Source organism: Pseudomonas sp. 20-5 (assembly GCF_056782835.1).
Map to the genome: position 1 here is coordinate 3755204 of NZ_CM165584.1, position 24288 is coordinate 3779491.

Genomic DNA, 24288 nt, shown 5'->3' on the forward strand with positions numbered 1-24288 from the left:
TTCGCGTCCCTGTGTTTACGAACCGGGCTGTCCTGCCGCCGCATCGAGCGACTGGTAAGGCTGCAGCACCGTGTCGCGTTGTTCGCCGAGAACCCAGGCGAATCCCGAATACATCACCACCAGGCAGACCAGGGTGAACAGCGCCACCATCCACCAGGGCACGATCCGCACCAGGCCGCGACGCTGGTCGCTGAGCCCCTGCCAGTGCGGCGACAGTTCGCGCGGCACGTCGCCGCGCAACTGGCGGATCTGCCGGTAGAGCGCATCGGAAATACCGTCCAGGTCGAGCACGCCGCGAGCCATCACCCGGTACTTGCCCTCGAAGCCGAGGGCCAGGCAGAGGTACATCAGCTCCAGCATCGGCAGGTGCTTGACCGGGTTCTTCGACAGCCGGTCGAGCAACTGGAAGAACTTCTCGCCGCCGAAGGTCTCGTTATGGAAGCTGCTCAGCAGGCTGATCTTCGACCATTCGCTTTCGTTGCCCCACGGGGTGGTCACCACCGCCTCGTCGACCACCGTGCACAGCACGTAGCGCGCCGCCATGACCTGGCTGTTTTCCACGCCATCCTGCACGGCGCGGAATTCGAAGAGCTTCATGGCGGAGGTCAACCGCTCCTTGAGCGCCGCAAGGTTCTCCAGCACGGTGCTGTGCTTGAGCCGGACCACTTCCGAAAGCAGTTCGGAAGCCGCCGCCACCAGCGGGTTCAGGCTGACGTTGAAGGCCTCGCCCGGACGCAGGCGCGCCGCGTAGATCATCCGCTCCTCGAGCTGCTCGAAGCGCGGCGGTTCGGCGAAATCGGTCAGCGGCCCCTGGGCCGGTACCTGTCCCTGGTGATCGAGGAGGACGGTCTTCTCGTCCTCGTGGTATTCCCTTTCCTTGATCATGTTCAGTTCCTGATGGCCCAGAATTTCAGTTCAAGCTCGGAGAACTCGCCGGATACGTGGAACGCGAAACCGCCGGAGCGCTCCAGCTGGGCCATGTCCTCGGCGTTGGGTTCGAGAATGAAATAGGTCTTGTTGGAGTGGAACGGGATCTGCCGCGGCGCCACCGGCAGCGGCTTGACCCGGATCCCCGGCAGGTGCAGGTTGACCAGTTGGCGAATGTGCTCGACCGCACCCACCTTGAGATGCGCGGGCAGCCGCTGGCGCAGTTCCTCCGACTCGCAATTGGCACTGGCGGCGAGCACGAACGAGGCGCTGCCGAGCAGCTTGTGGTCGTGCAGGGGCGAGACCAGGATGCCGTACTGGCGGGCCTGGAGAGGCAGTTCGATGGCATGCTGCTCGAGCACCATCGACAGGACCTGGCGGATCGCCTCCATCAGCCTGCGGAAGCTGGCGCCCTGGTCGCTGTGCTGGTAACGGCTGTCCAGGCGCGGACGCTTGCTCTCGCTGCCGAAGGTGGCGAGGTCGCCGAGCATGGTCAGCAGCACCCGGTACAACTGCTCCGGATGCACCTGCTCCAATCCCAGGTAGTGGCGCAGCAGCAACTCGGTGCGATTGATCAGTTGCAGCATCATGAAATCGCCGACCTCCGCGCCGCCGACCTTGCCATTGGACCGGATACGCTCGGCGATGGTGTCGCCGCGATGGCCGAGCATGCTGATCACCTCCTTCAGGCAGGACAGCAGGTAGGCGGATGCGTGGGCGTGGAGGTAGCTCGGCACGAAGTCGGGGTCGAGGCTGATCACCCCGTCCGGCGTGGTATCCAGCACCACCGCCACCTTCAGTTTGACGTAGGCCTGGTCGCTCTGCTGCTCGCCGAGCAGCAGGCGAAAATCCGGCCGCGCGCAGCTGACCTGCACCATGGAATCCTCGCCGGCGTTGGAGTCCGCCACCTCCAGGTCGTAGGCGGTATAGCGCGCCAGGACCTCGGCCTGCTCCGGCCGGCGCGCCTCGATGTGGTTGCCGGTGACCAGCGGCAGGGCCAGGTAGATCGGCACGTTCGAGGTATTGGGCGGCACGTCGAGGGCGAGCGGCTCGGTGTTGCCGCCGAGTTCGAACAGGCTGCCGTCGGGCAATACGCCGGAGGCCTGGCTGATCACCAGCTTGCCCATGTTGAGGAACTGGCGGTCCAGCTCCAGGGCGAGGAAGCCCCAGTTGTAGCTGCCCAGCAACTGGGTCCGGGCCTTCATCTGGTTGTCGTAGTAGCGGTCGTTGTGTTGCAGGTGCTGCGGGCGCAGCAGCATGCCTTCCTGCCAGACGATCTTGTGCACGTTCATCGCGCGTCACCCGCCTTGCCGAGCAGTTCGCCGGCATTCAGGATGCCCTTCTGGCCCAGCTTCAGCTCTACCCGGGTCAGCTCTTTCGCCGTGACCGGCACCACGTAGCGCCAGCTTGCCTCGCCGAGATCACGGTAGGCGGCGAGCACGCCCACGTAGCGGCTCCCCTCCCCCACGCTGAGCTTGAGTTCGACCCGCTCGCCGGGACGAAGCTCCAGCTCCTCGCTGGTCACCAGGTCGGGGTCCAGGGTCTCCTTGGGACGTTCGTAGAGGCTGAAGAAGTCGGCGTTCTCGAACGCCACCGGGTGCTTCAGCTCGAACAGCCGCACTACCACCGGCGACGGCCGGCCATTGAGGTCGGGATTGACCCGCTCGCCGGCGCTCAGGGCGAGGTCGAGCTTGGTCAGTCTGGAATACGGCGACAGCGTGGAACAGCCGGCCAGCAGCGCCAGGACGGCGAGCATGGCCAGCGCCCTGGCTGGCGGGATCGGGCGACGAGACATGGCGATCATCCTTGGTGCTCGGTGTAGAGGGTGGAAATCAGGCGAACCTGCTCTTCGTAGGCCTGGGCGAAATCACGCGCCAACAGACGCTCGCTCCAATCGTCGTCCTGGCATAGCGACTGGTGGTAGCGACCGTAGGCACGCCAGCGGCTGCCCGAGGTGGCCAGCAACGGCCGGCGACCGTCGCGCTCGAAACGCAGGGCCAGCTGCTGCGGCGAGAAATGCTCGAGGGTCGCGCGCACCGCCGCCCGGCTGGCGCCGAGCAGCGCCACCTGGTGCGCCTGGAGGTCGCGGAAACTGCGTGCGACGGCCTGTTCGCCACTCAACTGGCCAGGCTTGCCATCCCGTAGCAGATGCCCCAGCGCCTCGCCGGCATCGGCGCTGAAGCGCAAGGGATTCTTGCCGGTATCGCGCAATGTGCTCAGCGACAGGCGCAGTTCGTTCTTCAGTTCGCTGCGGGTCCGCAGGCTCTGCTGCAAGCCGCCGATGCACTGCCGCAGCAAACCGGCGGCGTCGATCGCCAGCGCTTCGCGCGCAGCGCCGTCGAGGCCTTCGAGGTCCATTCCCAGGGCCTGGCCGAAACGCTGCCAGAAGGCTTCGTCGCGACCCGGACGCGGACTTTCCACGGGTTCCTGCGGAGCCGCCGGGGCGGGCACCAGCTCCGGTACGACCAGGCTTTCCATGTCGATCCGCGCGTAGTCCGCACGCGCCCCGGCCTCATGACTGGGCTGGGCGATCGCGCTCAGGTCGTCGAGTTCGTAGGCATCTGCACCGTCCTGGTCGAGCGCCTGCAACGGATCGAGGGCCAGGAAGGCATCGTCCGGAATGATGCTGCCCGCCGGCTGCGGCCGCCCGACGTCCATGGCGAGCTCGTCGGGCTCGCGCAGCAACCGCGCGCGGATCTCGAAGTCGCCGAGCAGGAAGACGCTGTCCTGCTCGATGCGCTGCGGCTCGCCATGCGGCAGGCGGCTGCCGTTGCCGGCGCGGATGCCGTTGCTGCTGGTGTCGGTCAGGTAGAACGCGCCGTTGCGATAGCTGACCCGCGCATGCTGCTTGGACAGGTGCCGCTTGCGATCGGGAATCGCCCAATCGCACTCACCGCCGCGGCCGATGAGGCCGCCGTTCCTGCCGAAGGTCTTGCTGCATAGCTCTGTCGGTACGAATTGCTTGGCGCTGAGCATTTCCAATACCAGTTCCATGAGATCGCTCCTTGCGGTCACTTGCCGCGATTGACCGCCTGCGGATCGCCAAGCGGGCGATAGTCGCCGTCGTTGAATTTGTAGTTGCCGCTGCAACCGGCGAGGCCGCAGAGGACGGCCAGGGCCAGAAGCACGGCGGGCCAGTGACGAACAGGCATCAGGGAGTCTCCATGGAAGGGCCGCGGACGCCGCGCTCCAGGCGCGCGCCCGGCTGGGCTGGTTGGAAGGAAATCTCGATCATGGGCTTCAGGTCCGGGGATCGCCGAAATGAATGTTCAGGCGTCCCATGCGATAGATCAGGGTTCGTCGCGGCAGACCCAGTTCGCGCGCGGCGAGGGTCTGGTTGCCAGCGTTCCTGCGCAGGCAGGCGAGCAGCAGGTCCCGTTCGATCTGCTCCAGATGCTCGCGCAGCTTGAGCGGCGCCTCCGCTTCCGGGGGCGCGCGCAGGGAAAAGTGTTCGGCCAGCAGCACCTCGCCTTCGCAGAGCAGTACCGCGCATTCCACCAGTCCCTTCAGCTCCCGAACGTTGCCGGGAAAGCCATAGCCGTCGAGCAGTTCCAGCGCTTCCGCGGACCAGCCCAGCGGCGCGCGGCGCAGGAACACGCAGGCGCGCTCGGCGAAATGCCGGGCCAGTTCGAGGGCGTCGCCCTCGCGCTGGCGCAACGGCGGCAACTCGATGGGAAACTGCGCCAGCCGGTAGTAGAGGTCTTCGCGGAACTTGCCATCGCGTACCAGCAGGGCGAGGTCACGGTGGGTAGCGGCGATGATGCGTACATCGACCTTGTGCGTGTCGTTGCCGCCGAGCGGGCGAATCTCGCCTTCCTGCAACACGCGCAACAGCTTGGCCTGGAGCGACAGGGGCATGTCGCCGATTTCGTCGAGCAGCAGGGTTCCGCCATCCGCGGCATCGAACAACCCGGGACGATCGCGCTCGGCACCGGTAAAGGCGCCCTTGCGGTAGCCGAACAGCTCGCTTTCCAGCAGGTTTTCCGGAAACGCCGCGCAGTTCTGCACCACGAATGCCTGTGCACGCCGCGGGCCGTACTCGTGGATCGCCCGTGCGACCACCTCCTTGCCGGTGCCGGTCTCGCCCTGCAGCAACACGGTATAGGGGTTGTGCAGGACCTTGCTGATCAGGCGGCAGGTCTCACGCATCGCCGCGCTCCTGCCGATCAGCCCGTAGCCGCTGACCACCGGTGCGCTGGACGGTCCCTGCGGCTCGCCGGAGGGTTGCGAGAGGCGTTGCAGCAGATGCAGCTGGGCCAGCACGAACGAGCCCAGCTGGCCCAGTGGATGGGCGAATCCCTGCAGGTCCAGTGGGCGCCGGGTAGCGCAGACCACCATGCCCTCGACCGTTTTCTCCGGGCTCACCAGCGGAACGCAGAGCAGGGACAGCCAGGGCTGCTCCCCTGCCGGCAGGAAGCCGGTCTCGTGCAGCCGCGACGGCAGGTCGACGAGACTGACCACGCGGTTCTGGCACAGGGCGAACTGCAGCAACTGCTCGCCGGTGTAGTCCGCCGGCAGGCTCGACGGCTCCAGCGCCTGCAACAGGCCGTCCCGGCATTCGGCGTTGAGGGTGAGCGCGGTATGGGTCTGGTCGAGCAGATACAACTGGCTCAGCTCGCAGCCGCTGAGTTCGCCGACTGCGCGTGCGAAACCGCCCAGCAGGGCCGTGATGTCGGTTTCCCGCGACAGCGCGCCGAACTGAGCGAGCAGGGCTTCGGCGAAGGCCAGGGGTTGCGGTACGCGGCTGAACATCGCACCCACCTCAGGCGAACTCGCAGAGCACGCGGCCGTGCTCGCCCAGCGTCGCATGGACCCGCTCGAGACGCTCGTCGCGCGCCATCGCTTCCAGCAAACGGTCGGCCACCAGCGGCAGCAGGTGCGTGTCCAGCAGGTGGTCGATCAACCGTGCGCCGCTGTCGCTCTGGGTGCAACGCTCGGCCAGGTGGTCCACCAGCGCCTGGCTGTAGTCGAAAGCCAGTTGACGGCGGGCCAGACGCTCGCCGAGGCGTTCCAGCTTGATCTCGATCAGCTCGCGCAGTACCGGGCCGCCCACCGGGTAGTAAGGCACCACGCGCATGCGCGCCAGCAGCGCCGGCTTGAAATGCCGGCTGAGCGCCGGCCGGATGGTTTCCTCCAGGAGTTCGGCGGAAGGCCGCGCGCCGTCCTGGCAAAGCGCGGCGATGTGCTCGCTGGCGAGGTTGGAGGTCATCAGGATCAAGGTATTGCGGAAATCGATCTCGCGCCCTTCGCCATCGTTGGCCACGCCCTTGTCGAAGATCTGGTAGAACAGGTTGAGCACGTCCGGATCGGCCTTCTCCACCTCGTCCAGCAATATCACCGAATAGGGCTTCTGGCGTACCGCCTCGGTGAGCATGCCACCCTCGCCATAGCCGACATAGCCGGGCGGCGCGCCGATCAGGCGCGAGACGGTGTGCTTCTCCTGGAACTCGGACATGTTGATGGTGGTGATGAAACGCTCGCCGCCATACAGCAGGTCGGCCAGCGCCAGCGCGGTCTCGGTCTTGCCCACCCCGCTCGGGCCCACCAGCAGGAACACGCCGACCGGCGCATCGGGCTTGTTCAGCCCGGCCGCGGTGGCGCGCATCGCGCGGTCCAGGGCGCTGACCGCCTGTTCCTGGCCACGGATCCGCGCCCGCAGGTCGTCAGCGAACCCCATCACCTTGGCGTTGTGTTCCCGCGCCAGTTGTTCCACCGGTACGCCGGTCCAGGCGCCGATCACCTCGGCAACCAGGCGCGGGCAGACCTCGAAGCTGACCAGCCGCCCCTGGGCCTGGGCATCGGCGAGCGCCTGGCGGGTTTCGTGAAGGGCCTTTTCCAGGGCTTCGACACCGCCATGCTCGTCGGCCGGGAAAGTCTCCGCGTCCGCCTCGCCGCCCTGCTCTTCCCGGTTCGCCTCGCGGGCCCTGGCCAATTGCTGGCGCAGGGCGAGCAGGCGCTCGGCGAGTTCGCGCTGGCGGCTCCACTGGTCCTCCTGTACGTGCCGCTCGCTTTCCGCCTGGGCCAGGCGCTCCTCCAGCGCCTGCAGGGTATCGTGGTCGATCGGCAGGCCTGCCTCGGCATCGCGGCGCAGGGCCTGGCGCTGGCGCTCGCCTTCGGCCAGCTCGCCGCGCAGGCGCTCGAGACTCTCCGGCGCCGCCGCCAGGCTGATGCGCACCCGCGCACAGGCGGTGTCGAGGACGTCGACGGCCTTGTCCGGCAACTGGCGACCCGCCAGGTAGCGGGCGGACAGTTCGGCGGCGGCCACCACCGCGTCGTCGCGCAGGTAGATACCGTGGCTTTCCTCGTAAACCCGGGCCAGGCCACGCAGGATCGTCACCGCCTCGGCAACGCTCGGCTCATGCAACTGCACGGGCTGGAAGCGCCGGGCCAGCGCCGGGTCCTTCTCGAAATACTTCTTGTATTCGGCCCAGGTCGTCGCCGCGATGGTGCGCAACTCGCCACGTGCCAGGGCCGGCTTGAGCAGGTTGGCGGCATCCGAGCCGCCGGCCTGACCGCCCGCGCCGATCAGCGTATGGGCCTCGTCGATGAACAGGATGGTCGGCCTGAGCGCTGCCTTCACTTCGTCGATGACGCCTTTCAGGCGCCGCTCGAACTCGCCCTTCACGCTGGCACCGGCCTGCAACAGGCCCATGTCGAGGGACAACAGCTCGACGTCCCTCAGCGCCGGCGGCACTTCCCCTGCGGCGATCCGCGAGGCCAGGCCTTCGACGATGGCGGTCTTGCCGACGCCGGCCTCGCCGACCACGATGGGGTTGTTTTTCCGCCGACGGGCCAGGATGTCGACCATCTGGCGAATAGCCCCGTCGCGACAGAGCACCGGATCGAGCTTGCCGTCGCGCGCCTGCTGGGTAAGGTTGTGGGTGAAACGCTGCAACAGGGACTCGCCGCCGCCCGGCTTGCCGCTGGGCGCGCCCTCCAGCGGCTGCGAGAGCGCGAAATCCTTCAACCGCTCGATGTCGAGCCGCGCCAGCAGCGGCTGGTAGCGGCTGCCGGCATAGCGCAACGGGTTGCGTAGCAGGGCCAGGATCAATGCCGCCTGGTCGATCTGGCTACGGCCCAGTTCGAGGTTGGCCAGCAACAGCGCATCCTGCAGCCACTGCACCAGCTCGGGCGCGAACACCGGATTGCGCGAGGCACTATGCTCGCCCCGCGCTTGCAACGCGGCGTTGAGTTCGCCGGCGTCCACCGCGGCATCCTGCAGGGCGCGCGCCAGCAGTCCCTGGGGACGCTCCAGCAGGCCCAGCAACAGGTCCTCCACCAGTACCTTGCTGCCGCCACGGGCTACGCAGCGCTCGGCCGAGCCTTCGAGGTCGCGCCGGGTGTCGGCATCCAGCGCCTGAATCAGTTGTTGCAGGTCTACGTTGATCATGCTCATCCATCCTTAATGAATCTTGCTGCCCAGCGTCACCACGCCATCCGCGCGCTCCCGGCCCAGCCAGCTGGTCCAGCCAAGGCGGCAGGCGTTCTGCGCGCCGATGCGGAACTCACGGATTTCCTCGTGGCGCAAGACCAGCCGGATGTCGTAGTCGAGCGGGTCGCGCAGGGTGAAGCGAACCAGCGCGCAAAGCGGCTGGTAGCCGGGACCGATCGGCAGGAACTCGTGGAAGCGCTGCCAGTCGAGCTGGCGGATATGAATGCGGAACTTGCCGCTGCGGTCGCGGACCCGTTCGCCCAGCACCGCGTCTTCGCCAAGCTGGCTGTTGAACAGGCCGAGCCGGTTGCGCTGCTCTTCGAGGATCGCGACGCGCCGTTCGATACACTGCTCGGCGACCAGTTCGGCATGCTTGAAGTAGTAGCGCAGCACCGACTCGATCAAGGCCGCCGAGTGCGCCCGCAGGCTGAGCAGGCCCAGGTAGGGCAGCAGGCGTTTCCAGTTCAGTTCCCTGGCCTTGCGGATCTCTTCCCCGCCCAATCCGACGAGGGCGAACAATTGGGCGGAAAACGCATCGCTCGCGCCGCTCTGGAAGCTCACCCGGTAGCGGTACTTGCGCCAGATCGGCAACAGCAGCCGATGCAGGCGGTGATGGAAGAGATCGAGGAAGTTCCGCGTAGGATTGCCCTCCTCGCTGTCGCCCAGAGCCTGCTCGCTGTAGAACGCCGGCAACGGCGAACTGGCACCGAACAAGCCGATCAGGTTGAAACGCAGCCGCGCCCGCAGCATGCCGCGCTCTTCGAAGAACTCCACCCGATCGACATCGCTGCCCGGGAAACCGAGGCTAGGATTGGCCTGGAATTCCAACTGATCGTAGAGCGCCTCGTCTCCCAGGCCGGGATATTCCTCGCGGAGGCGATCCATGACCAGCAGGACCGCCTGGAACAGCGAGTACTCGCGAATGCCCCGGGCCAGCGCGCTTACAGCAGGGGCTGCAAACCCATGCGCGGTTTCCATTGGTACACGTCTCCCTGTGTGCTCCTCACCCGCAACTCGTGGTAGGAGTTGATGCTGGCGTAAAGCGCGAAAAATTCGTTCAGAACCGAAGCGAACACGAACAGGTCGCCCTCGCCGATGTAGCCTTCCGGATCGATCGTCAGCTCGGTACGCAAGCCGCGCAGCGGCAGGCCCCGATGCAGGCGGTCGACATGCTCGTGGCGGACCGCCTTGAGCCCGCCCAGCAGGCGCTTGCTGACCTTCGCCGCATGCTGGTCGTAGTAGCGCGGCAGGTCGTAGGTTTCGAGGATCACCTTGAGTGCGTCGACGTTGGCCAGCGACAGGTAGTTGAGCGACATGTTGCTGATCAGTTTCCAGAGGAAATCGCGGTTCAGCGGCGGCGCGTAGCTCGGCGTCGGCGGGGTGATATTGCGGAAACCGAGGAACTCCGGCGTGCCTTCGCAGGCGACGCAGATATCGCCCAGGCGCAGCCGTTGGGGCAGGTTCTGGTTGGTGCAGGTCAGTTCCACCGACAGCGTCTCGGTCTGCTCGGGATGGCGGATGCCGAAGCTCAGGTAGGTGTCCAGGCCATCGTGCAGCAACGAGGTCCGTTGCCGGACGCTGTAGTGGGGCCGTGCTTCCGGGACGTCGAAGCTGGGATCGTGCTCGAAGGACTCGAACGGCACATAGGCCTGGTAGCCGAGCCCGCCCGGCCGCCAGCCGGTGACGCCCTCTACCGAGAACACCCCGCAGTCCTCCAGGCTGTATTCGGCCGGCATCAGCAGGTACTCGTCCTGCTTGCCGTCGAGGCGGATCGGCAGCGCATCGTGGCGGAACAGGTTGGCCACCGGCGTACAGTACAGCTTGACGTTCTCCAGCGTCGGGTGCAGGCGCTGGATGCCGCTCTTGCGGATATCGAAGCGCAACTCGAGGCCGCGAACCTGCTTGAGGGTTTCCTCGGGCAGAGCGCCGAGCAGGTCAAGGCCATCCACGTCGACGAACAGGAACTTGTCCTGGAACGCGAAGTATTCCTGCAGGTAGCGATAGCCACGGAAGGTATTCAGCGGATAGGGAATCAACGCCTCGTCTTCGGCGAACCCCACCGGCTGCACCCGCTCGCCCGTCAGGCGGAACGACATCGGCTTGCCGGCCACGCCATCCAGCGGCCGCCCATGGGCGTCCAGCGGAATCAGTTGGATGCTCTCGAGGTTGCGCAGCAGGCACAGATAGAGCATCTGGCTGATGTAGCGCTCGCCGGCCAGGTGCAGGCGCAGCCGACTCAGGCCCAGCTCGCCGAGATGCCCGTCGCAGTTCATCGCCAGGCGCAGGCCGAGCAGCGCACCCTCGCCGGTCACCGAATAGTTGAGCGCCTCCAGCACCAGCGGCAGGACCTCGGTGGCGTAGCAGGTACGGAAGCGACAGGCGACCTCGCCCACCGGCCGGCTCTCGACCGGCGTATCGCGCTCCACGCGCAGCGCCCCGCCCGGGCGGGTCAGGGGGTCGAACTGGAGAATGCTGAAAGCCGGCAGCGGGCGCATATAGTTCGGCCACAGCAGGTGCATCATCGAGTGACTGAGTTCCGGCAACTCGTCGTCCAGCTTCTGCCGCAACCGCCCGGTCAGGAAGGCAAAGCCCTCGAGCAGGCGCTCGACATCCGGATCGCGTCCGACCTGCCCGAGAAACGGGGCCAGGGCCGGGCTACGCTCGGCGAAACGGCGCCCCAGCTGGCGCAGTGCGGTGAGTTCGCTCTGGTAGTAATGATTGAAGGACACGGCTTACCTGCTGGATATCGTTTCACTGATGGCAGTCGTCTGACCGCTGCCGCCAAAACCGCAATGACATTTCTGGCCTGAAGATCGGAAACCCACGGTGTCCGTTGTCTTTCCGTAATCGACCCGATTCGCGCCCATCTCAGAAGACCTCATGGACGAACCAGGCATCGAAGCGGTACAGCGCCAGGCCGAGGCGTCACCCTGGCGGGCCGCCGCGAGGCCGTCGAAGAACACGTCGGCGGAACCGACGCCGATGGGATTGCTGCCGTGCCCGGGGAGCGGACAAGCGGTGGGATCGGAAACGCGGGCTGCGGGTTTGCCGGACATCGAAACCTCCTTAGCTGACCTTCACCTGGCCGCTGCCATCCAGGCATGCGGAAAAACTCACCTGGCGCTTGAAACCTTCCACCTCCAGCAACCCTTCGATGCTGAAGGCCAGGCGGAGCTGGTCGTTGTCGCGTGGCAGGGAAACGACACGCACGTCGCTCAAGCGCGGTTCGTAAGCCTCGATGAAACCTTCGATGGCCGAGCGGGCCTGGCTCAGGGAGTCGTGCAGGCTCAGGCGCATGTCGTTGAGATCGGGCAACCCGTAGTCGGACAGCGTCTGCACGCTGCCCGCCCGGGTGCTGAGCATCTTGCCCAGATGGGCAGCCACCGACGCCATGGCGGAAACCTCGCGGCTCCAGCCGACGCGCTTATCCGCGTCGCCGTTCAGGCGCTCGAACAGGCTGCCGTATCCGGTCATGGAAAGCTCCGCTTACTCTTTGTCCAGCTTGCCGACCAGCGACAGGGTGAAGTCCGCCCCCATGTACTTGAAGTGGGGGCGCACGTTCAGGCTGACGCGGTACCAGCCCGGCTCGCCCTCGACGTCACTGACGATGATCTGTGCAGCGCGCAGCGGGCGACGGCCGCGCACTTCGGCGCTGGGGTTTTCCTGGTCGGCGACGTACTGGCGGATCCACTTGTTCAGCTCCAGCTCGAGGTCGGTACGCTCCTTCCACGACCCCAGCTGTTCGCGTTGCAGGACCTTCAGGTAATGGGCCAGGCGGTTGACGATCATCATGTACGGCAACTGGGTGCCGAGCTTGTAGTTCAGCTCCGCGGCCTTGCCTTCGGCGCTGATGCCGAAGAACTTCGGCTTCTGCACCGAGCTGGCGGAGAAGAACGCGGCGTTGTCGCTGCCCTTGCGCATGGTCAGGGAAATGAAGCCTTCCTCGGCCAGTTCGTACTCGCGGCGATCGGACACCAGCACCTCGGTGGGGATCTTGGTCTCGATCTCGCCCATGCTCTCGAAGTGGTGCAACGGCAGGTCCTCTACCGCACCGCCGCTCTGCGGCCCGATGATGTTCGGGCACCAGCGATACTTGGCGAAGCTGTCGGTCAGCTTGGTGCCGAAGGCATAGGCGGTGTTGCCCCACAGGTAATGCTCGTGGCTGTTGGCCACGGTCTCCTTGTAGGCGAACGACTTGACCGGATTCTCTTCCGGATCGTAGGGCGTGCGCAGCAGGAAGCGCGGTACGGTCAGCGCCACGTAGCGGGAATCCTCGGACTGGCGGAAGCTCTGCCACTTGGCGAACTGCGGGCCTTCGAAATGATCCTTCAGGTCCTTCAGGTCCGGCAGGCCGGTGAAGCTTTCCAGGCCGAAGAACTTCGGACCGGCGGCCGCCACGAATGGCGCATGGGCCATGCAGGCCACGCTGGAGACGTATTGCATCAGCTTGACGTCGGGCGAACTGGGCGACATGTAGTAGTTGGCGATGATGGCGCCGACCGGCTGGCCACCGAACTGGCCGTATTCGGCGGTGTAGATGTGCTTGTACAGGCCGGACTGCATCACCTCGGGCGAGTCCTCGAAATCGTCCAGCAGGTCCTGCTTGGAAACGCTGAGAATCTCGATCTTGATGTTCTCGCGGAAGTTGGTGCGGTCGACCAGCAGTTGCAGGCCGCGCCAGGCCGACTCCAGCGCCTGGAAATCGGGATGATGGAGGATCTCGTCCATCTGCGTGCTGAGCTTGGCGTCGATCTCGGCGATCATCCGGTCGACCATCGCCTTCTTCACCGGCTCGCCGTCGTTCTGCGGCTTGAGCAATTCCTCGATGAAGGCGGAGACGCCGCGCTTGGCGATGTCGTAGGCCTCGTCGTCCGGGCTCAGGCGGGTCTCGGCGATGATGCTGTCGAGAATGTTGTATTCGCCGTTCTGGTTCCGGCCTTGCTGTGCGGCACTGGTGCTCATGTATCTGCTTCCTTGGCTAGGGGGTGGCTCAGGCGTCCTGGGAGGGGGCGGCGCTCAGCCCCAGCTCGCCCAGCACACGGCTACGGGACTCGTCGTCGGCGAGTACGCTTTCGATGGCCTTGCGGAACGCCGGGGCGTTGCCCAGCGGGCCCTTGAGGGCCACCAGCGCATCGCGCAACTCCATCAGCTTCTTCAGCTCGGGCACCTGCTCGACGATGCTGGCCGGGTTGAAGTCCTTCATCGAGTTGATCTGCAGCCCCACCGCCAGCTCGTCGCTGCCGCCCTCCTCCTGGAGACGATTGGGTACGCTCAGCGTCAGCCCCAGCTCCTGCTTGGCCAGAACCTCGTCGAAGGTCATCTTGTCGATGCCGATCGGCTTGCGGTCCTCCACCTTGCGCTCATCCGCGCGCTGGGTGTAATCGCCGATCGCCAGTAGCTTCAACGGCAGTTCGATTTCTTCCTGGGCACCGCCAGTGGCGGGCTTGAAGGTGACGTTGATGCGTTCCTTTGGGGCTACCGAGCCTTCTTTGGCCATGGCTTTTTCTCCTTGAGAATTGAGGGCGCGAAGCCCTATTCGAGCACCACCTCGAGATCGAGGTGGCACAGCCTGCGATAAATGTCTTCCTTGCGTTCTCGCACGGCGTGGTTCTGCGGCAACAGCTCGCAGCAGCTATGCAGCAGGTGCAGTACATCCAGCGCCAGATCGGGCTCCCAGGCGTGCAATCCCGATTCGTGCAACTGATGGTCGAGGCTCTCCAGCTGGGTCTTGGCCAGCTCGTACTTCTTCGCCAGGAAGCACAGTCGCGCGAGGCTCAGTTGCCAGAAGAACCGGGCGCGTCCGCCGTGGGCGCGCTTCATGCCCTGCTTCAACACCTGTACCGCCGCCTTCAGGCCGTCCTTGCGCAACACCGGCTGGACCTCGTCCAGGGCGACGTCCCATTCGGCCTGCAGGGCCACGGTCTCGACCTTGCACGGCGCACTGTCGTTCTGGAGATGGGGCATGACATGGGCGCTGATCCAGCCGCGGGTGGCCGCATCGGCGAATGCGCTGCCGTCGTGGAAACGCAGCTCCACCAGCCCCGGCAGACGCTGCAGGAGCAAGGCGAAATGCATTTCGACTTCCCGCATCGCCTGCTCGGCGTTGAGCCCTTGCAGGCACTCCCAGACCAGGCGCTGGCCGTCGAACCAGAACGGCGCCCGTGCCAGGCTCGCCTCCAGCTCCACCAGGAGATCGGCGTACAGGCCCTGGGCGAAACGCTCCTGGTAGCTTTTCAGCTTGTCCGCCGGCACTCCCCTTAGCGCGGTGACCTGTTCGGCATTGCGCTCGGGCATGGACTCGATGGGCAGCCAAAGCATCGTTCGGTTGAGGCGCAGCGCGCGCAGATCGGTGGCTTTCTGCTTCAGCCACCAGGCGCACAGGGGGCGTGCGGCCTCCTGCTGGGCGCGCATGGCCTTGTGGGCGTCGCGCTCGTTGTCGATGGGCGCACCCGGCGCCAGCAACTGGCTGGCCGCCTGCTTGACCTGGGCCACCACGGCGCCGACCACGCCAGGTTCGGGCTGGTTGTCGGCGGCGCGCTGGAGCATGCCCGAAAGGCGTCGGCTGATCGGCAGCAACAAGGGCGCGTCGTCGCCCAGTTGCGCGGTCAGCGCGGTATCGAGTTTTTCCAGGTGCTCGGCGAGACGCCGGAACAGGGGGAGTTGCTCCTTGATCGGTACGTTCTCGTTCAGCGCCTGCTCCAGCCGGGGCACCAGCCAGGCAATGGCCGCGGCGCGAGTGCGCGCCTTGAGCGGATGGATCTCGACCCAGTGCCGGCTGCACAGACGTTCCAGCAATCCCAGTCCGGCCAGCAAACCGGGAAAGGATTCCCGTTGGTAGAGGGCCCAGGTCAACCAGGCTGCAACACGCAGGTCCTTGGATTGGGCACGAAGCAGCGCTTCGCTGTTTTCCAGGATTTTCAACCAGTCGGTCTGGCCGTTCTCATGGAGCGAGAGCGCCTTGCCCAGCTCATTTTCCAGCGCCTCGTATTCGCTGGAAAAACGCACATCCTCACCCGCAAAGACATCCTTTGAAATCGGCTGTTCCGCGAGTTCCAGATAATGCGAGGAGAGCTTGCTCGAATAGGTCATCCTAACCCTTCAATGCACACCATGTGCGCCAATGAATATCTTAACAATTCAACTAGTTGGCATAAAAACCGAACGAAAATCCCAATAGTCTGAAGAGCTCTTTGCCTTTTCCATGAAAACAACATAAAAACTGGCAAGCAACAGGACATTCCCTCTTTGGGAATTTTCCTATTCATTGATACGAATCAATGAAAGATTTTCAGCCAAACGTCAGGCGTCTGCGTCCATGCCCTTTACGGCTTGGCTATAGCCATCATAACGACATTGATGGCCATTTGGAAAACCCTACCAAAACAGGTAGTTAACAATTTATAAAAAATAAGGCAGGCAGTATGGATTTCTCCGGAGAACCTCGAAACATAGGCCTTCCAAGCGGACCAACAGCTGATTTAGAGCGTAATAGCGATTGTGCAAGAAGTTGCACAATGAAAACCAAGAAACATCCCCAATAACAGTCCACAGCCCTTGAAAATACTGGCCTGAACACTACTGCGCAAAAAGTTGCACAGCACTGCGCAACTTCTTGCTCAATTCACTTGTTATATTTCTTTTCAGAATGAGACATGGATAACAATCAGCCATTGAATGAGATTGATTAAAAGAGCCATGAAAAGACTGGCACGGGAATTGTTAGAGAAATTAATCGAGATGGGCGGTCCCATGGCCACCGGCGAGGAAGTTGCGCCGTGACCGACTGTAGGCGGGACGCACCGCTGCGTTTACCCTGGACACGCCCGTACCGCACCGGCTGGGCGGAAATCGATAGCGACCCGAGCAGTCAGGAAAGCAGGATTCGATGACCGCCGCAGCGCCTATCGCCAAGCCCTCGATGACCAACTTATGCGGTAGGCCGCGTACGGCGACGACAGAGAATTGCGCACCGCTTACCCGCTCGACAGTGCTGTGCGCCTACTGGCGAGAAAGCTGCCCGACAGTAGTCGGGTCGGCTAGCGCGGCCAGTCGGTCGATGCCCTCCTGGGCATCGACCTCAACGGCCAGTAACTGACCCGCCACCAGCGCAGCGCCGGGTACCAACAGCAGCGCCAGGAAAGCGAGCTACGAATAATCAGGAAAAACGCGCATCCAGCCCGATGCATAAAAATTTCGCTCTACCCGAAACTCCCGCTCATGACAGAAATCACTGCCTCGCCAACCGCTGATCGAAGCTCCCCTCAATCCAGCATCCCCACATACCCCGGCACCTCCCCCACTCGCTTGATCCACGCGCGGATCGCCGGGTAGGCCGTCAGGTCGAAGCCGCCTTCATGGGCGACATGGGTGTAGGCGTAGAGGGTGATATCGGCGATGGAGAACTGTTCGCCGACCAGGAATGGCGTGCGCGACAGCTGTTTCTCCATGACGTCGAGGGCCTTGTAGCCGCCGATCTTCTTCTCTTCGAACTCGGCGCGGCGGGCTTCCGGGAGGCCGAGGTAGAGCTTGATGAAGCGCGCCACGGCCACATAGGGCTCATGGCTGTATTGCTCGAAGAATTGCCATTGCAGCACCTGGGTGCGCAGGCGCGGTTCGCTGGGCAACAGGGCGCTGCCGTCGGCGAGGAAGTTGAGGATGGCGTTGGACTCCCACAGGAAACTGCCGTCCTCCAGCTCCAGCACCGGTATCTTGCCGTTGGGGTTCTTCGCCAGGAACTCCGGGGTCTGGGTCTCGCCCTTGAGAATGTCCACCGGTATCCACTGGTAGTCGATGCCGAGCAGCGACATGGCCAGCTTGATCTTGTAGCAGTTGCCCGAACGGTAATCACCGTAGACCTTGTACATCGTGTCGCTCCTCGGATCGGATGGCCGGCGCCCTCGGAGGAGCGCCGATGAGGGTTCAGGCCGCTTCGGCGGCCTGGGCGTCGCGGACGACCTTGGCCAGGCGCCGCAGGCCTTCGTGCAGGCGCTCCGGGGCGACGTGGCTGAAGTTCAGCCGCAGACGCCCGAGGTTCTGCTCCGGCTCGGCGAAGAAAGGTTCGCCGGGCATGAATGCGACATCGGCGGCCAGCGCCGGCTGGAGCAGGGTGCGGGTATCCAGCGGCTGCCTGAGGGTCAGCCAGAAGAACAGCCCGCCCTCCGGGATATTCCATTCGGCCAGCTCGCCGAAGTGCTCCAGCAGCGCCTCCTGCATGGCGTCGCGGCGGACCCGGTAGAACTCGCGCAGTTCGGCCAGGTGCTGGCGGTAGGCCTCGCTGCCGAACCATTGCAGCGCCTGCCACTGCCCTACCCGGTTGGTATGCAGGTCGGCCGACTGTTTCAGCCGCAGCAGGTGGGGGAACAGGTCCGGGGTGGCGATCAGGAAACCGACGCGCAGGCCCGGCAGCAGGGTCTTCGACACCGTGCCGGTATAGATCCAGCTGGACTTGCGCAGGCGGCTGACCAGCGGGGTTGCGCGGCCCTCGTCGAACACCAGTTCGCGATAGGGTTCGTCTTCGATCAGGGTCACGCCGAATTCGTCTAGCAGCGCCGCCACCGCGTCGCGGCGTTCCTCGCTGTAGCGCACGCCGGACGGATTCTGGAAAGTCGGGATCAGGTAGGCGAAGGCCGGCTTGTGTCGCTCCAGGCGCTGCCGCAGGGCAACCAGGTCGGGGCCCTCGGCACCCAGCGGCACGGTCACGCAATCGGCGCCGAACAATTGGAAGGCCTGTAGCGCGGCGAGGTAGGTCGGCGCCTCGAGCAGCACCTCGGTGCCCGGATCGATGAACAGCTTGCTGGCCAGGTCGAGGGTCTGCTGCGAACCGCTGACGATCAGCACCTGGCTCGCCTCGCAGGGGACGCCGAGGGCACGCGCTTCGGCGGCGATGGCTTCGCGCAGGGCAGGCTCGCCTTCGCTCATGCCGTACTGGCCCATGGAGGCCGGCATCTGCTCCCACTGCACCTTCGGCAGCATCGGCTCGGCCGGCAGCCCGCCGGCGAACGACATCACCTCCGGACGCTGCGCCGCGGCAAGGATTTCGCGGATCAAGGAGCTTTTCAGGCGGGAGATGCGTTCAGAGAAGGCCATGGGATCACCGGTAGCGTAGGCGGGGAAAAATGAGTCAAACTGCTTGACCGAAACTACGATGCCGCACCCGGAAGCGTCAATATGCCTGACCTGAAAAACCACGCCGTCCAGCAGCAGGCCATGATGGAAGCCTTCTTCTTCGCGTACCAGGCCTTCACCACCAAGCCTGACGAGATGCTCGCCCGCCGCGGCCTGGGACGTGTGCACCACCGCGTGCTGTTCTTCATCGCCCGCTATCCGGGCCTCAGCGTGAAGGAACTGCTGGCCCTGCTCGGCGTGACCAAGCAGGCGCTGAACATCCCGCTGCGCCAGTTGCTGGAGATGAACTTGATCGGCAGCGCCACCGCCGACGACGACAAGCGCAAACGCCTCCTCGGCCTCACCGCCGAGGGCGTGCGGTTGGAAAAGGCGCTGCGTCGCGAGCAGTCGCGGCTGCTCCAACGCTGCTTCGAGGAAGCCGGCGGCGAAGCGGTCTCCGGCTGGCTGGCGGTCAATCGCACCCTGGCTCGGGCGCATGCAGGCAGCCGCGGCGAAGCGGCGACGGAGGCCACCGACTGACGCCCCATGGGCCTGGCGCCTGGACGCTCGACAAGCCGACCGGCTGCCCGCTAGCTCCGCTCCAACTCCCGCGCCGCGCGCCAGCAGGCCAGCGCCATGGCCACGGTGGCGGCCAGCAGCGGCAGTACCGCCAGCACCAGCAACAGCACCGAAGCCAGCATCGCGCCGCCGGCGATGTCCAGCCAGGCCATGATCCGCAGCGACGGATAGAGATTTTCCTGCTTGAGCAGACGCAGGCCCAGCCAGAGGGTGGTAGCGCCGATCAGCGCAAGCAGCGCGAAGTACACCAGCGCCTGCCAGTTCCAGCCCTGCAGCGCATCGTCGGTAACCGCCAGCAGGCTCCAGCCCTCGCCCAGCAGGGTCAGGAGAATCGACAACCATACCGGCCAGGCCAGCGAGGGGCCGCGAAAGCGCGACTCGACCAGGTGCTTGAGCCGCAGCAGCAGGTAGGCGCCGAGCAGGCTGAGGAGCAGGCCCAGCCAGTCGGCGTAGACCCTGAACGCGGCGCCGTCGCCGAATGCCTCCAGCAGGCTGAGCACCATCAGCACCACGCCGCCGGCTATCGAGGCCAGGCAGAGCCAGGCGAGGATGCGCAGTTGCGCGGGCGTCCAGCGCCGGCGGAAAGCATCCGGTATGCCCTGCTCGACCAATTCGACACGCGGCGTGGCGTAGGGGTTTGCATCCATGGCGAAGCTCCTCGGCAAATGCCGGGAAGTTACCAGCTCCGCCAGCTTCCGGCAGCTGCGACTGTATGGCCAACTATGTCCGCGGCTGTACCGGGACAGCCCCTGGCCGGCTGTTTAGGCTGCGCAAAACAGAAAAAGATGATCGGCACTCCGCGCCTCGCGCAACCTGCCCCGTGGCTCCGCCCACCGCCGTGCCCGGTCGTCCCGCACACTCCATGGAAGTACCCGGCATGACCGAAACCACCCAGCCCCAGCCTCGTCTGCGTCCGTTCGCCGACTCCTCTCCCGCCGCCGTGGTGGCCGGCTTCGTCGCCATGCTCACCGGCTACACCAGCTCGCTGGTACTGATGTTCCAGGCCGGGCAGAACGCCGGTCTCAGCAGCGCGCAGATTTCCTCGTGGATCTGGGCCCTGTCGATCGGCATGGGCCTGGCGACCATCGGCCTGACCCTGCGCTACCGGGTGCCGATCGTGATCGCCTGGTCCACCCCCGGCGCGGCGCTGCTGATCAGCAGCCTGCCCGGAGTGCCGTACAGCGAGGCGATCGGCGCCTTCATCGTCTGCGCCCTCCTGATCACCCTGTGCGGCGTCACCGGCAGCTTCGAACGCCTGATGCGCCAGGTTCCCTCCTCGCTGGCCTCGGCGCTGCTGGCCGGGGTGCTGTTCCGCATCGGCATCGAGATCTGCAACGCCGCCGAGCAACAGACCCTGCTGGTGCTGGCGATGTTCTTCAGCTATCTGCTGTGCAAACGCTTCTCGCCGCGCTATGCGGTGTTCGCTGCGCTACTGGTGGGGGTGCTGCTGGCCGGGATACTGGGCCAACTGGACTTCAGCAGGTTCCGCCTGGAACTGGCGGTACCGGAGTGGACCACGCCGAGCTTCTCCCTGGCCGCCACCATCAGCATCGGCATCCCGCTGTTCATCGTCGCCATGGCTTCGCAGAACATGCCCGGCATCGCCGTGCTGCACGCCGACGGCTACCAGGTGCCGGCCTCGCCGCTGATCTCGAGTACCGGCATCGCCTCGATCCTGCTGGCACCGTTCGGCTCCCACGGGATCAACCTGGCGGCGATCAGCGCGGCGATCTGCACCGGTCCCTCGGCCCACGAGGACCCGCACAAGCGCTATACCGCGGCGCTCTGGTGCGGCTTCTTCAACTGCGTCGCAGGAACCTTCGGCGCCACCCTGGCAGCGTTGTTCGCGGCGTTCCCCAAGGCACTGGTACTGTCCATCGCCGCCATCGCCCTGCTCGGCTCGATCATGAACGGCCTGGCCAACTCGATGGCCGACGAGCGCCAGCGCGAGGCCGCGCTGGTGACCTTCATGGTAACCGCCTCCGGCTTCACCCTGCTGTCCATCGGCTCGGCGTTCTGGGGCCTGGTGGCCGGCCTGCTGACTCAGTTCGTGCTCAACTGGCGGCGCGGCTGACCGACCTCAGTCCGGCGCCGTCACGGGCGCCGGCGTGGCCTGGTGGCCACGGCTGACCCACCAGCCGAAGGCCGCCGCGGTGAAGAACATCAGCACTCCGTAGATCGCCGGCGGAATCGCCATGGTGCTGTTGTTCAGCAGGCTCGGACTCAGCGCCAGGGCGATCGCCAGGGTGCCGTTGTGGATGCCGATCTCCATGCCGATGGCCACCGCCTGGGCCTTCGGCAGGCGCAGCAGGCGCGGCACCCAGTAGCCCACCGCCAGGCTCAGCAGGTTGAAGGCCAGCGCGGCCAGCCCGACCACCGGCGCGTAGGTGACGAAGGTCTGCCAGTCCTTGGCCAGCGCCAGCAGGATGATCACCAGCAACAGCAGCGCGGAAAGGATCTTCACCGGCTTCTGCAGGCGATCCGCCACGGCCGGCAGGCGGTTGCGCACCAGCATGCCGATGGCCACCGGGCCGAGGACGATGACGAAGACCTGCACGACCTTGCCGAACTGCAGGGGAATCGCCTGCCCGTCGCCCATGAAGTATTGCAGCGACAGATTGACGATCAGCGGCATGGTGAGGATGGCGATCACCGAGTTCACCGCGGTCAGGGTGATGTTCAGTGCCACGTCGCCATGCGCCAGGTGGCTGTAGAGGTTGGCGGTGGTGCCGCCGGGCGAGGCCGCCAGCAACATCATGCCGACCGCCAGGGCCGCCTCCAGGGCGAAGCCCTGGACGATCAGGAAACAGGCCAGGGGCAGCAGGACGATCTGGCACACCAGGCCGACCAGCACCGGCTTCGGGTAGCGCACCACGCGGAGGAAGTCGGCCGGGGTCAGGGACAGTCCGAGACCGAGCATGATGATGCCCAGGGCGATGGGGAGGAACAGGGTCAGGATGGGATCGGCGGTCATTATTGTTATTGCTCCGATGCGATGGAGACGGGCTCAGGCCCCGGATTCTCGACCCAGGTTAGTCCCCCGGCAGTGGCCTGGCGCGCCAAACCGCGCGCCGACCTGTAACAGAATGCGAATGCCCCGCGCCGGGGCATCCCGGTTGTATCGCCGCCCGCTCAGATCGCCGTCGCCCCGCCGTCCACCGGCAAGGCGATACCGGTGGTGAAGCCTGCGTTGTCGCTGCACAGATAGAGCACCGCGGCGGCGATTTCTTCGACCCGCCCGACCCGACCCAGCGGATGCATCGCGGCGGCGAACTCGGCCTTGCGCGGATCGGCCTCGTAGGCGCGGCGGAACATGTCGGTGTCGATCACCGCCGGACACACGGCGTTGACGCGGATGCCCTTCTTCGCGTACTCGATCGCCGCCGATTTGGTCAGGCCGATCACCGCGTGCTTGGAAGCAGCGTAGATGCTCATCTTCGGCGCCGCGCCGAGCCCGGCGACCGAGGCGGTGTTGACGATCGCGCCACCGCCCTGGGCCAGCATCAGCGGGATCTGGTGCTTCATGCACAACCAGACGCCCTTCACGTTGACAGCCATGATGGCGTCGAACTCGGCTTCGTTGCCGTCGGCCAGCTTGCCCTGCTCGATCTCGATACCGGCGTTGTTGAAGGCGTAGTCGAGACGGCCGTAGGCCGCCGCGCAACCCTCTACCAGCGCCTTGACCTCGGCGTCGCGGGTGACGTCGCAGCGAATGAAGACGGCTTCGCCACCTGCCTGGCGGATCGCTTCGACCGTGCCCTCGCCGCCGGCGCTGTCCAGGTCGGCGACCACCACCTTGACCCCGGCGGCGGCGAAGGCCAGCGCGGTAGCGCGGCCGATGCCCGCCGCACCGCCAGTGACCAGTGCGACCTGGCCGGAAAGAAGTTTGCTCATCTGCTGCTCCTCGGAAAATCGCCTTCCGCCAACTGCGACGGAACCGGGCCGCGCCAGTCTAGCCAGGGCCGGCGCAAGGCATAGCACTATCAGGGGACTGGAGGATGGGCCATCCAGCCCGCTGATAAGACTGATGGCGGCGAATCATCGGCATAGATGACCGGTCATTTCCGCACTCGCCTTCGCTTGCCGCCGGCGCCGGCGCCAGCTATCCCTAGGGGCCTGTTTCCCGACATTCGAGTGCCCTGCCATGACCTCCCAGATCAATCGGCAATACCAGTTGGCCCAGCGTCCCAGCGGGCTGCCCGGCCGCGACACCTTCAGTTTCGTCGAAACCCCGCTCGGCGAACCGGCCGAGGGCCAGATTCTGGTGAAGAACGAGTACCTGTCGCTGGACCCGGCGATGCGCGGCTGGATGAACGACGCCCGCTCCTACATCCCGCCGGTGGGGATCGGCGAGGTGATGCGTGCGCTCGGCGTCGGCAAGGTGCTGGTTTCGAAGCACCCCGGCTTCCAGGCCGGCGACTACGTCAACGGCGCCCTCGGCGTGCAGGACTATTTCATCGGCGAGCCCAAGGGTTTCTACAAGGTCGACCCGTCCCGCGCGCCGCTGCCACGCTATCTCTCGGCGCTGGGCATGACCGGCATGACCGCCTACTTCGCGTTGCTCGACGTCGGCCAGCCGAAGAACGGCGAGACCGTGGTGATCTCCGGCGCCGCCGGTGCGGTGGGCAGCGTTGCCGGGCAGATCGCCAGGCTCAAGGGCTGCCGGGTGGTGGGCATCGCCGGCGGCGCCGAGAAATGTCGCTTCCTGGTCGAAGAACTGGGCTTCGACGGCGCCATCGACTACAAGAACGAAGACCTCGCCGCCGGACTCAAGCGCGAATGCCCGAAGGGTATCGATGTGTTCTTCGACAACGTCGGCGGCGAAATCCTCGACACAGTGCTCACCCGCATCGCCTTCAAGGCACGCATCGTCCTCTGCGGGGCGATCAGCCAGTACAACAACAAGGAAGCGGTGCGCGGCCCGGCCAACTACCTGTCGCTGCTGGTCAATCGGGCGCGCATGGAAGGCATGGTGGTGATGGACTATGCCCAGCGCTTCCCAGAAGGCCTGAAGGAGATGGCCACCTGGCTGGCGGAAGGCAAGCTGCAATCGCGCGAGGACATCGTCGAAGGCCTGGAGACCTTCCCCGAAACGCTGCTCAAGCTGTTCAGCGGGGAAAACTTCGGCAAGTTGGTGTTGAAGGTCTGAGGTCCGCCGCTGGCGCGAAGAAGCGGCGGATAGCGCCTCGCCTCGAAGAGCGTGTGCACTGAAGAAATAATGATTCCCGGCAATCCTGCCGCCTGTC

The 24288-nt window shown here is 65.4% G+C and carries 21 protein-coding genes and 1 pseudogene; 3 read left to right on the top strand and 19 right to left on the bottom strand.

Going from position 1 to position 24288, the window contains the following annotated elements; all coding sequences use genetic code 11:
* Positions 1-15 precede the first annotated feature (15 nt).
* The 16 genes and pseudogenes from icmH to AC1RB9_RS17300 form a co-directional block, all read right to left on the bottom strand.
* Entirely contained in the window at positions 16-885 is an 870-nt protein-coding gene (gene icmH, locus AC1RB9_RS17225) for a type IVB secretion system protein IcmH/DotU (RefSeq protein ID WP_003087622.1), read from the bottom strand.
* Positions 886-887: 2 nt separating this feature from the next.
* Positions 888-2219, bottom strand: coding sequence for a type VI secretion system baseplate subunit TssK (gene tssK / locus AC1RB9_RS17230; protein WP_003097790.1), 1332 nt, complete (start codon positions 2217-2219; stop codon positions 888-890).
* Complete coding sequence (gene tssJ / locus AC1RB9_RS17235) at positions 2216-2722, bottom strand: type VI secretion system lipoprotein TssJ (RefSeq protein WP_003122875.1); 507 nt, start codon at positions 2720-2722, stop codon at positions 2216-2218. Before tssJ ends, tssK begins: the two co-directional genes overlap by 4 nt.
* A gap of 5 nt (positions 2723-2727) precedes the next feature.
* On the bottom strand, positions 2728-3921 hold the full coding sequence (gene tagH / locus AC1RB9_RS17240) for a type VI secretion system-associated FHA domain protein TagH (RefSeq protein ID WP_003097796.1): 1194 nt from the start codon (positions 3919-3921) through the stop codon (positions 2728-2730).
* Between the two features lie 17 nt (positions 3922-3938).
* The gene (locus AC1RB9_RS17245; protein WP_003087614.1) at positions 3939-4079 is read right to left on the bottom strand and encodes a hypothetical protein; all 141 of its coding nucleotides are present in this window, start codon (positions 4077-4079) and stop codon (positions 3939-3941) included.
* Positions 4080-4167: 88 nt separating this feature from the next.
* On the bottom strand, positions 4168-5679 hold the full coding sequence (locus AC1RB9_RS17250; protein ID WP_003097799.1) for a sigma-54 interaction domain-containing protein: 1512 nt from the start codon (positions 5677-5679) through the stop codon (positions 4168-4170).
* Positions 5680-5689: 10 nt separating this feature from the next.
* On the bottom strand, positions 5690-8323 hold the full coding sequence (gene tssH / locus AC1RB9_RS17255; protein WP_023464476.1) for a type VI secretion system ATPase TssH: 2634 nt from the start codon (positions 8321-8323) through the stop codon (positions 5690-5692).
* A 6-nt stretch (positions 8324-8329) separates the two neighbouring features.
* Entirely contained in the window at positions 8330-9337 is a 1008-nt protein-coding gene (tssG, locus tag AC1RB9_RS17260; RefSeq protein WP_003087607.1) for a type VI secretion system baseplate subunit TssG, read from the bottom strand.
* Positions 9301-11088: a type VI secretion system baseplate subunit TssF gene (gene tssF, locus AC1RB9_RS17265; protein ID WP_003449968.1), complete on the bottom strand. Its 1788-nt coding sequence runs from the start codon at positions 11086-11088 to the stop codon at positions 9301-9303. The genes tssG and tssF overlap by 37 nt, the downstream gene beginning before the upstream one ends.
* Before the next feature lie 159 nt (positions 11089-11247).
* Positions 11248-11415: pseudogene (locus AC1RB9_RS17270) on the bottom strand (PAAR domain-containing protein); the annotation flags it as partial.
* Positions 11416-11425: 10 nt separating this feature from the next.
* Complete coding sequence (tssE, locus tag AC1RB9_RS17275) at positions 11426-11833, bottom strand: type VI secretion system baseplate subunit TssE (RefSeq protein ID WP_003097809.1); 408 nt, start codon at positions 11831-11833, stop codon at positions 11426-11428.
* Between the two features lie 12 nt (positions 11834-11845).
* Positions 11846-13321, bottom strand: coding sequence for a type VI secretion system contractile sheath large subunit (tssC, locus tag AC1RB9_RS17280; RefSeq protein WP_003087596.1), 1476 nt, complete (start codon positions 13319-13321; stop codon positions 11846-11848).
* 28 nt (positions 13322-13349) lie between these two features.
* The gene (tssB, locus tag AC1RB9_RS17285) at positions 13350-13856 is read right to left on the bottom strand and encodes a type VI secretion system contractile sheath small subunit (protein WP_003114607.1); all 507 of its coding nucleotides are present in this window, start codon (positions 13854-13856) and stop codon (positions 13350-13352) included.
* Between the two features lie 35 nt (positions 13857-13891).
* A complete protein-coding gene (gene tssA, locus AC1RB9_RS17290; RefSeq protein WP_003449966.1) occupies positions 13892-15448 on the bottom strand; it encodes a type VI secretion system protein TssA in 1557 nt (518 codons plus the stop codon).
* 1172 nt (positions 15449-16620) lie between these two features.
* On the bottom strand, positions 16621-17223 hold the full coding sequence (locus AC1RB9_RS17295; RefSeq protein ID WP_003449964.1) for a glutathione S-transferase family protein: 603 nt from the start codon (positions 17221-17223) through the stop codon (positions 16621-16623).
* A gap of 55 nt (positions 17224-17278) precedes the next feature.
* The gene (locus AC1RB9_RS17300; RefSeq protein ID WP_003097818.1) at positions 17279-18445 is read right to left on the bottom strand and encodes an aminotransferase-like domain-containing protein; all 1167 of its coding nucleotides are present in this window, start codon (positions 18443-18445) and stop codon (positions 17279-17281) included.
* 81 nt (positions 18446-18526) lie between these two features.
* Here AC1RB9_RS17300 and AC1RB9_RS17305 point away from each other — a divergent pair, with 81 nt between their 5' ends.
* Positions 18527-19003, top strand: a complete 477-nt coding sequence (locus AC1RB9_RS17305) for a MarR family winged helix-turn-helix transcriptional regulator (RefSeq protein ID WP_003110641.1) — start codon at positions 18527-18529, stop codon at positions 19001-19003.
* Between the two features lie 50 nt (positions 19004-19053).
* Here the strand turns inward: AC1RB9_RS17305 and AC1RB9_RS17310 are convergent, their stop codons facing one another.
* Positions 19054-19689, bottom strand: coding sequence for a hypothetical protein (locus AC1RB9_RS17310; protein WP_003097821.1), 636 nt, complete (start codon positions 19687-19689; stop codon positions 19054-19056).
* A gap of 230 nt (positions 19690-19919) precedes the next feature.
* Here AC1RB9_RS17310 and AC1RB9_RS17315 point away from each other — a divergent pair, with 230 nt between their 5' ends.
* Positions 19920-21116: a benzoate/H(+) symporter BenE family transporter gene (locus AC1RB9_RS17315; protein WP_003120414.1), complete on the top strand. Its 1197-nt coding sequence runs from the start codon at positions 19920-19922 to the stop codon at positions 21114-21116.
* A 6-nt stretch (positions 21117-21122) separates the two neighbouring features.
* On the opposite strand, the gene AC1RB9_RS17320 is transcribed toward AC1RB9_RS17315, so the two are convergent.
* A complete protein-coding gene (locus tag AC1RB9_RS17320) occupies positions 21123-22016 on the bottom strand; it encodes a bile acid:sodium symporter family protein (RefSeq protein WP_003114604.1) in 894 nt (297 codons plus the stop codon).
* Positions 22017-22174: 158 nt separating this feature from the next.
* The gene (locus tag AC1RB9_RS17325; RefSeq protein WP_003117742.1) at positions 22175-22936 is read right to left on the bottom strand and encodes an SDR family oxidoreductase; all 762 of its coding nucleotides are present in this window, start codon (positions 22934-22936) and stop codon (positions 22175-22177) included.
* A gap of 250 nt (positions 22937-23186) precedes the next feature.
* On the opposite strand from AC1RB9_RS17325, the gene AC1RB9_RS17330 reads away from it, so the two are divergent.
* Entirely contained in the window at positions 23187-24191 is a 1005-nt protein-coding gene (locus AC1RB9_RS17330) for an NADP-dependent oxidoreductase (protein ID WP_003097826.1), read from the top strand.
* Positions 24192-24288: the final 97 nt, after the last annotated feature.

Excerpts from the sequence above, each read along its gene's own strand:
- tssE (WP_003097809.1), bottom strand. The coding sequence starts at position 11,833 with ATGACCGGATACGGCAGCCTGTTCGAGCGCCTGAACGGCGACGCGGAT.
- AC1RB9_RS17305 (WP_003110641.1), top strand. The coding sequence starts at position 18,527 with ATGCCTGACCTGAAAAACCACGCCGTCCAGCAGCAGGCCATGATGGAA.
- tssJ (WP_003122875.1), bottom strand. The coding sequence starts at position 2,722 with ATGTCTCGTCGCCCGATCCCGCCAGCCAGGGCGCTGGCCATGCTCGCC.
- AC1RB9_RS17250 (WP_003097799.1), bottom strand. The coding sequence starts at position 5,679 with ATGTTCAGCCGCGTACCGCAACCCCTGGCCTTCGCCGAAGCCCTGCTC.
- AC1RB9_RS17310 (WP_003097821.1), bottom strand. The coding sequence starts at position 19,689 with ATGGATGCAAACCCCTACGCCACGCCGCGTGTCGAATTGGTCGAGCAG.
- tssB (WP_003114607.1), bottom strand. The coding sequence starts at position 13,856 with ATGGCCAAAGAAGGCTCGGTAGCCCCAAAGGAACGCATCAACGTCACC.
- AC1RB9_RS17330 (WP_003097826.1), top strand. The coding sequence starts at position 23,187 with ATGACCTCCCAGATCAATCGGCAATACCAGTTGGCCCAGCGTCCCAGC.
- AC1RB9_RS17295 (WP_003449964.1), bottom strand. The coding sequence starts at position 17,223 with ATGTACAAGGTCTACGGTGATTACCGTTCGGGCAACTGCTACAAGATC.
- AC1RB9_RS17320 (WP_003114604.1), bottom strand. The coding sequence starts at position 22,016 with ATGACCGCCGATCCCATCCTGACCCTGTTCCTCCCCATCGCCCTGGGC.
- tssA (WP_003449966.1), bottom strand. The coding sequence starts at position 15,448 with ATGACCTATTCGAGCAAGCTCTCCTCGCATTATCTGGAACTCGCGGAA.
- tagH (WP_003097796.1), bottom strand. The coding sequence starts at position 3,921 with ATGGAACTGGTATTGGAAATGCTCAGCGCCAAGCAATTCGTACCGACA.
- AC1RB9_RS17300 (WP_003097818.1), bottom strand. The coding sequence starts at position 18,445 with ATGGCCTTCTCTGAACGCATCTCCCGCCTGAAAAGCTCCTTGATCCGC.
- tssG (WP_003087607.1), bottom strand. The coding sequence starts at position 9,337 with ATGGAAACCGCGCATGGGTTTGCAGCCCCTGCTGTAAGCGCGCTGGCC.
- icmH (WP_003087622.1), bottom strand. The coding sequence starts at position 885 with ATGATCAAGGAAAGGGAATACCACGAGGACGAGAAGACCGTCCTCCTC.
- AC1RB9_RS17315 (WP_003120414.1), top strand. The coding sequence starts at position 19,920 with ATGACCGAAACCACCCAGCCCCAGCCTCGTCTGCGTCCGTTCGCCGAC.
- tssC (WP_003087596.1), bottom strand. The coding sequence starts at position 13,321 with ATGAGCACCAGTGCCGCACAGCAAGGCCGGAACCAGAACGGCGAATAC.
- AC1RB9_RS17245 (WP_003087614.1), bottom strand. The coding sequence starts at position 4,079 with ATGCCTGTTCGTCACTGGCCCGCCGTGCTTCTGGCCCTGGCCGTCCTC.
- tssK (WP_003097790.1), bottom strand. The coding sequence starts at position 2,219 with ATGAACGTGCACAAGATCGTCTGGCAGGAAGGCATGCTGCTGCGCCCG.
- tssH (WP_023464476.1), bottom strand. The coding sequence starts at position 8,323 with ATGAGCATGATCAACGTAGACCTGCAACAACTGATTCAGGCGCTGGAT.
- AC1RB9_RS17325 (WP_003117742.1), bottom strand. The coding sequence starts at position 22,936 with ATGAGCAAACTTCTTTCCGGCCAGGTCGCACTGGTCACTGGCGGTGCG.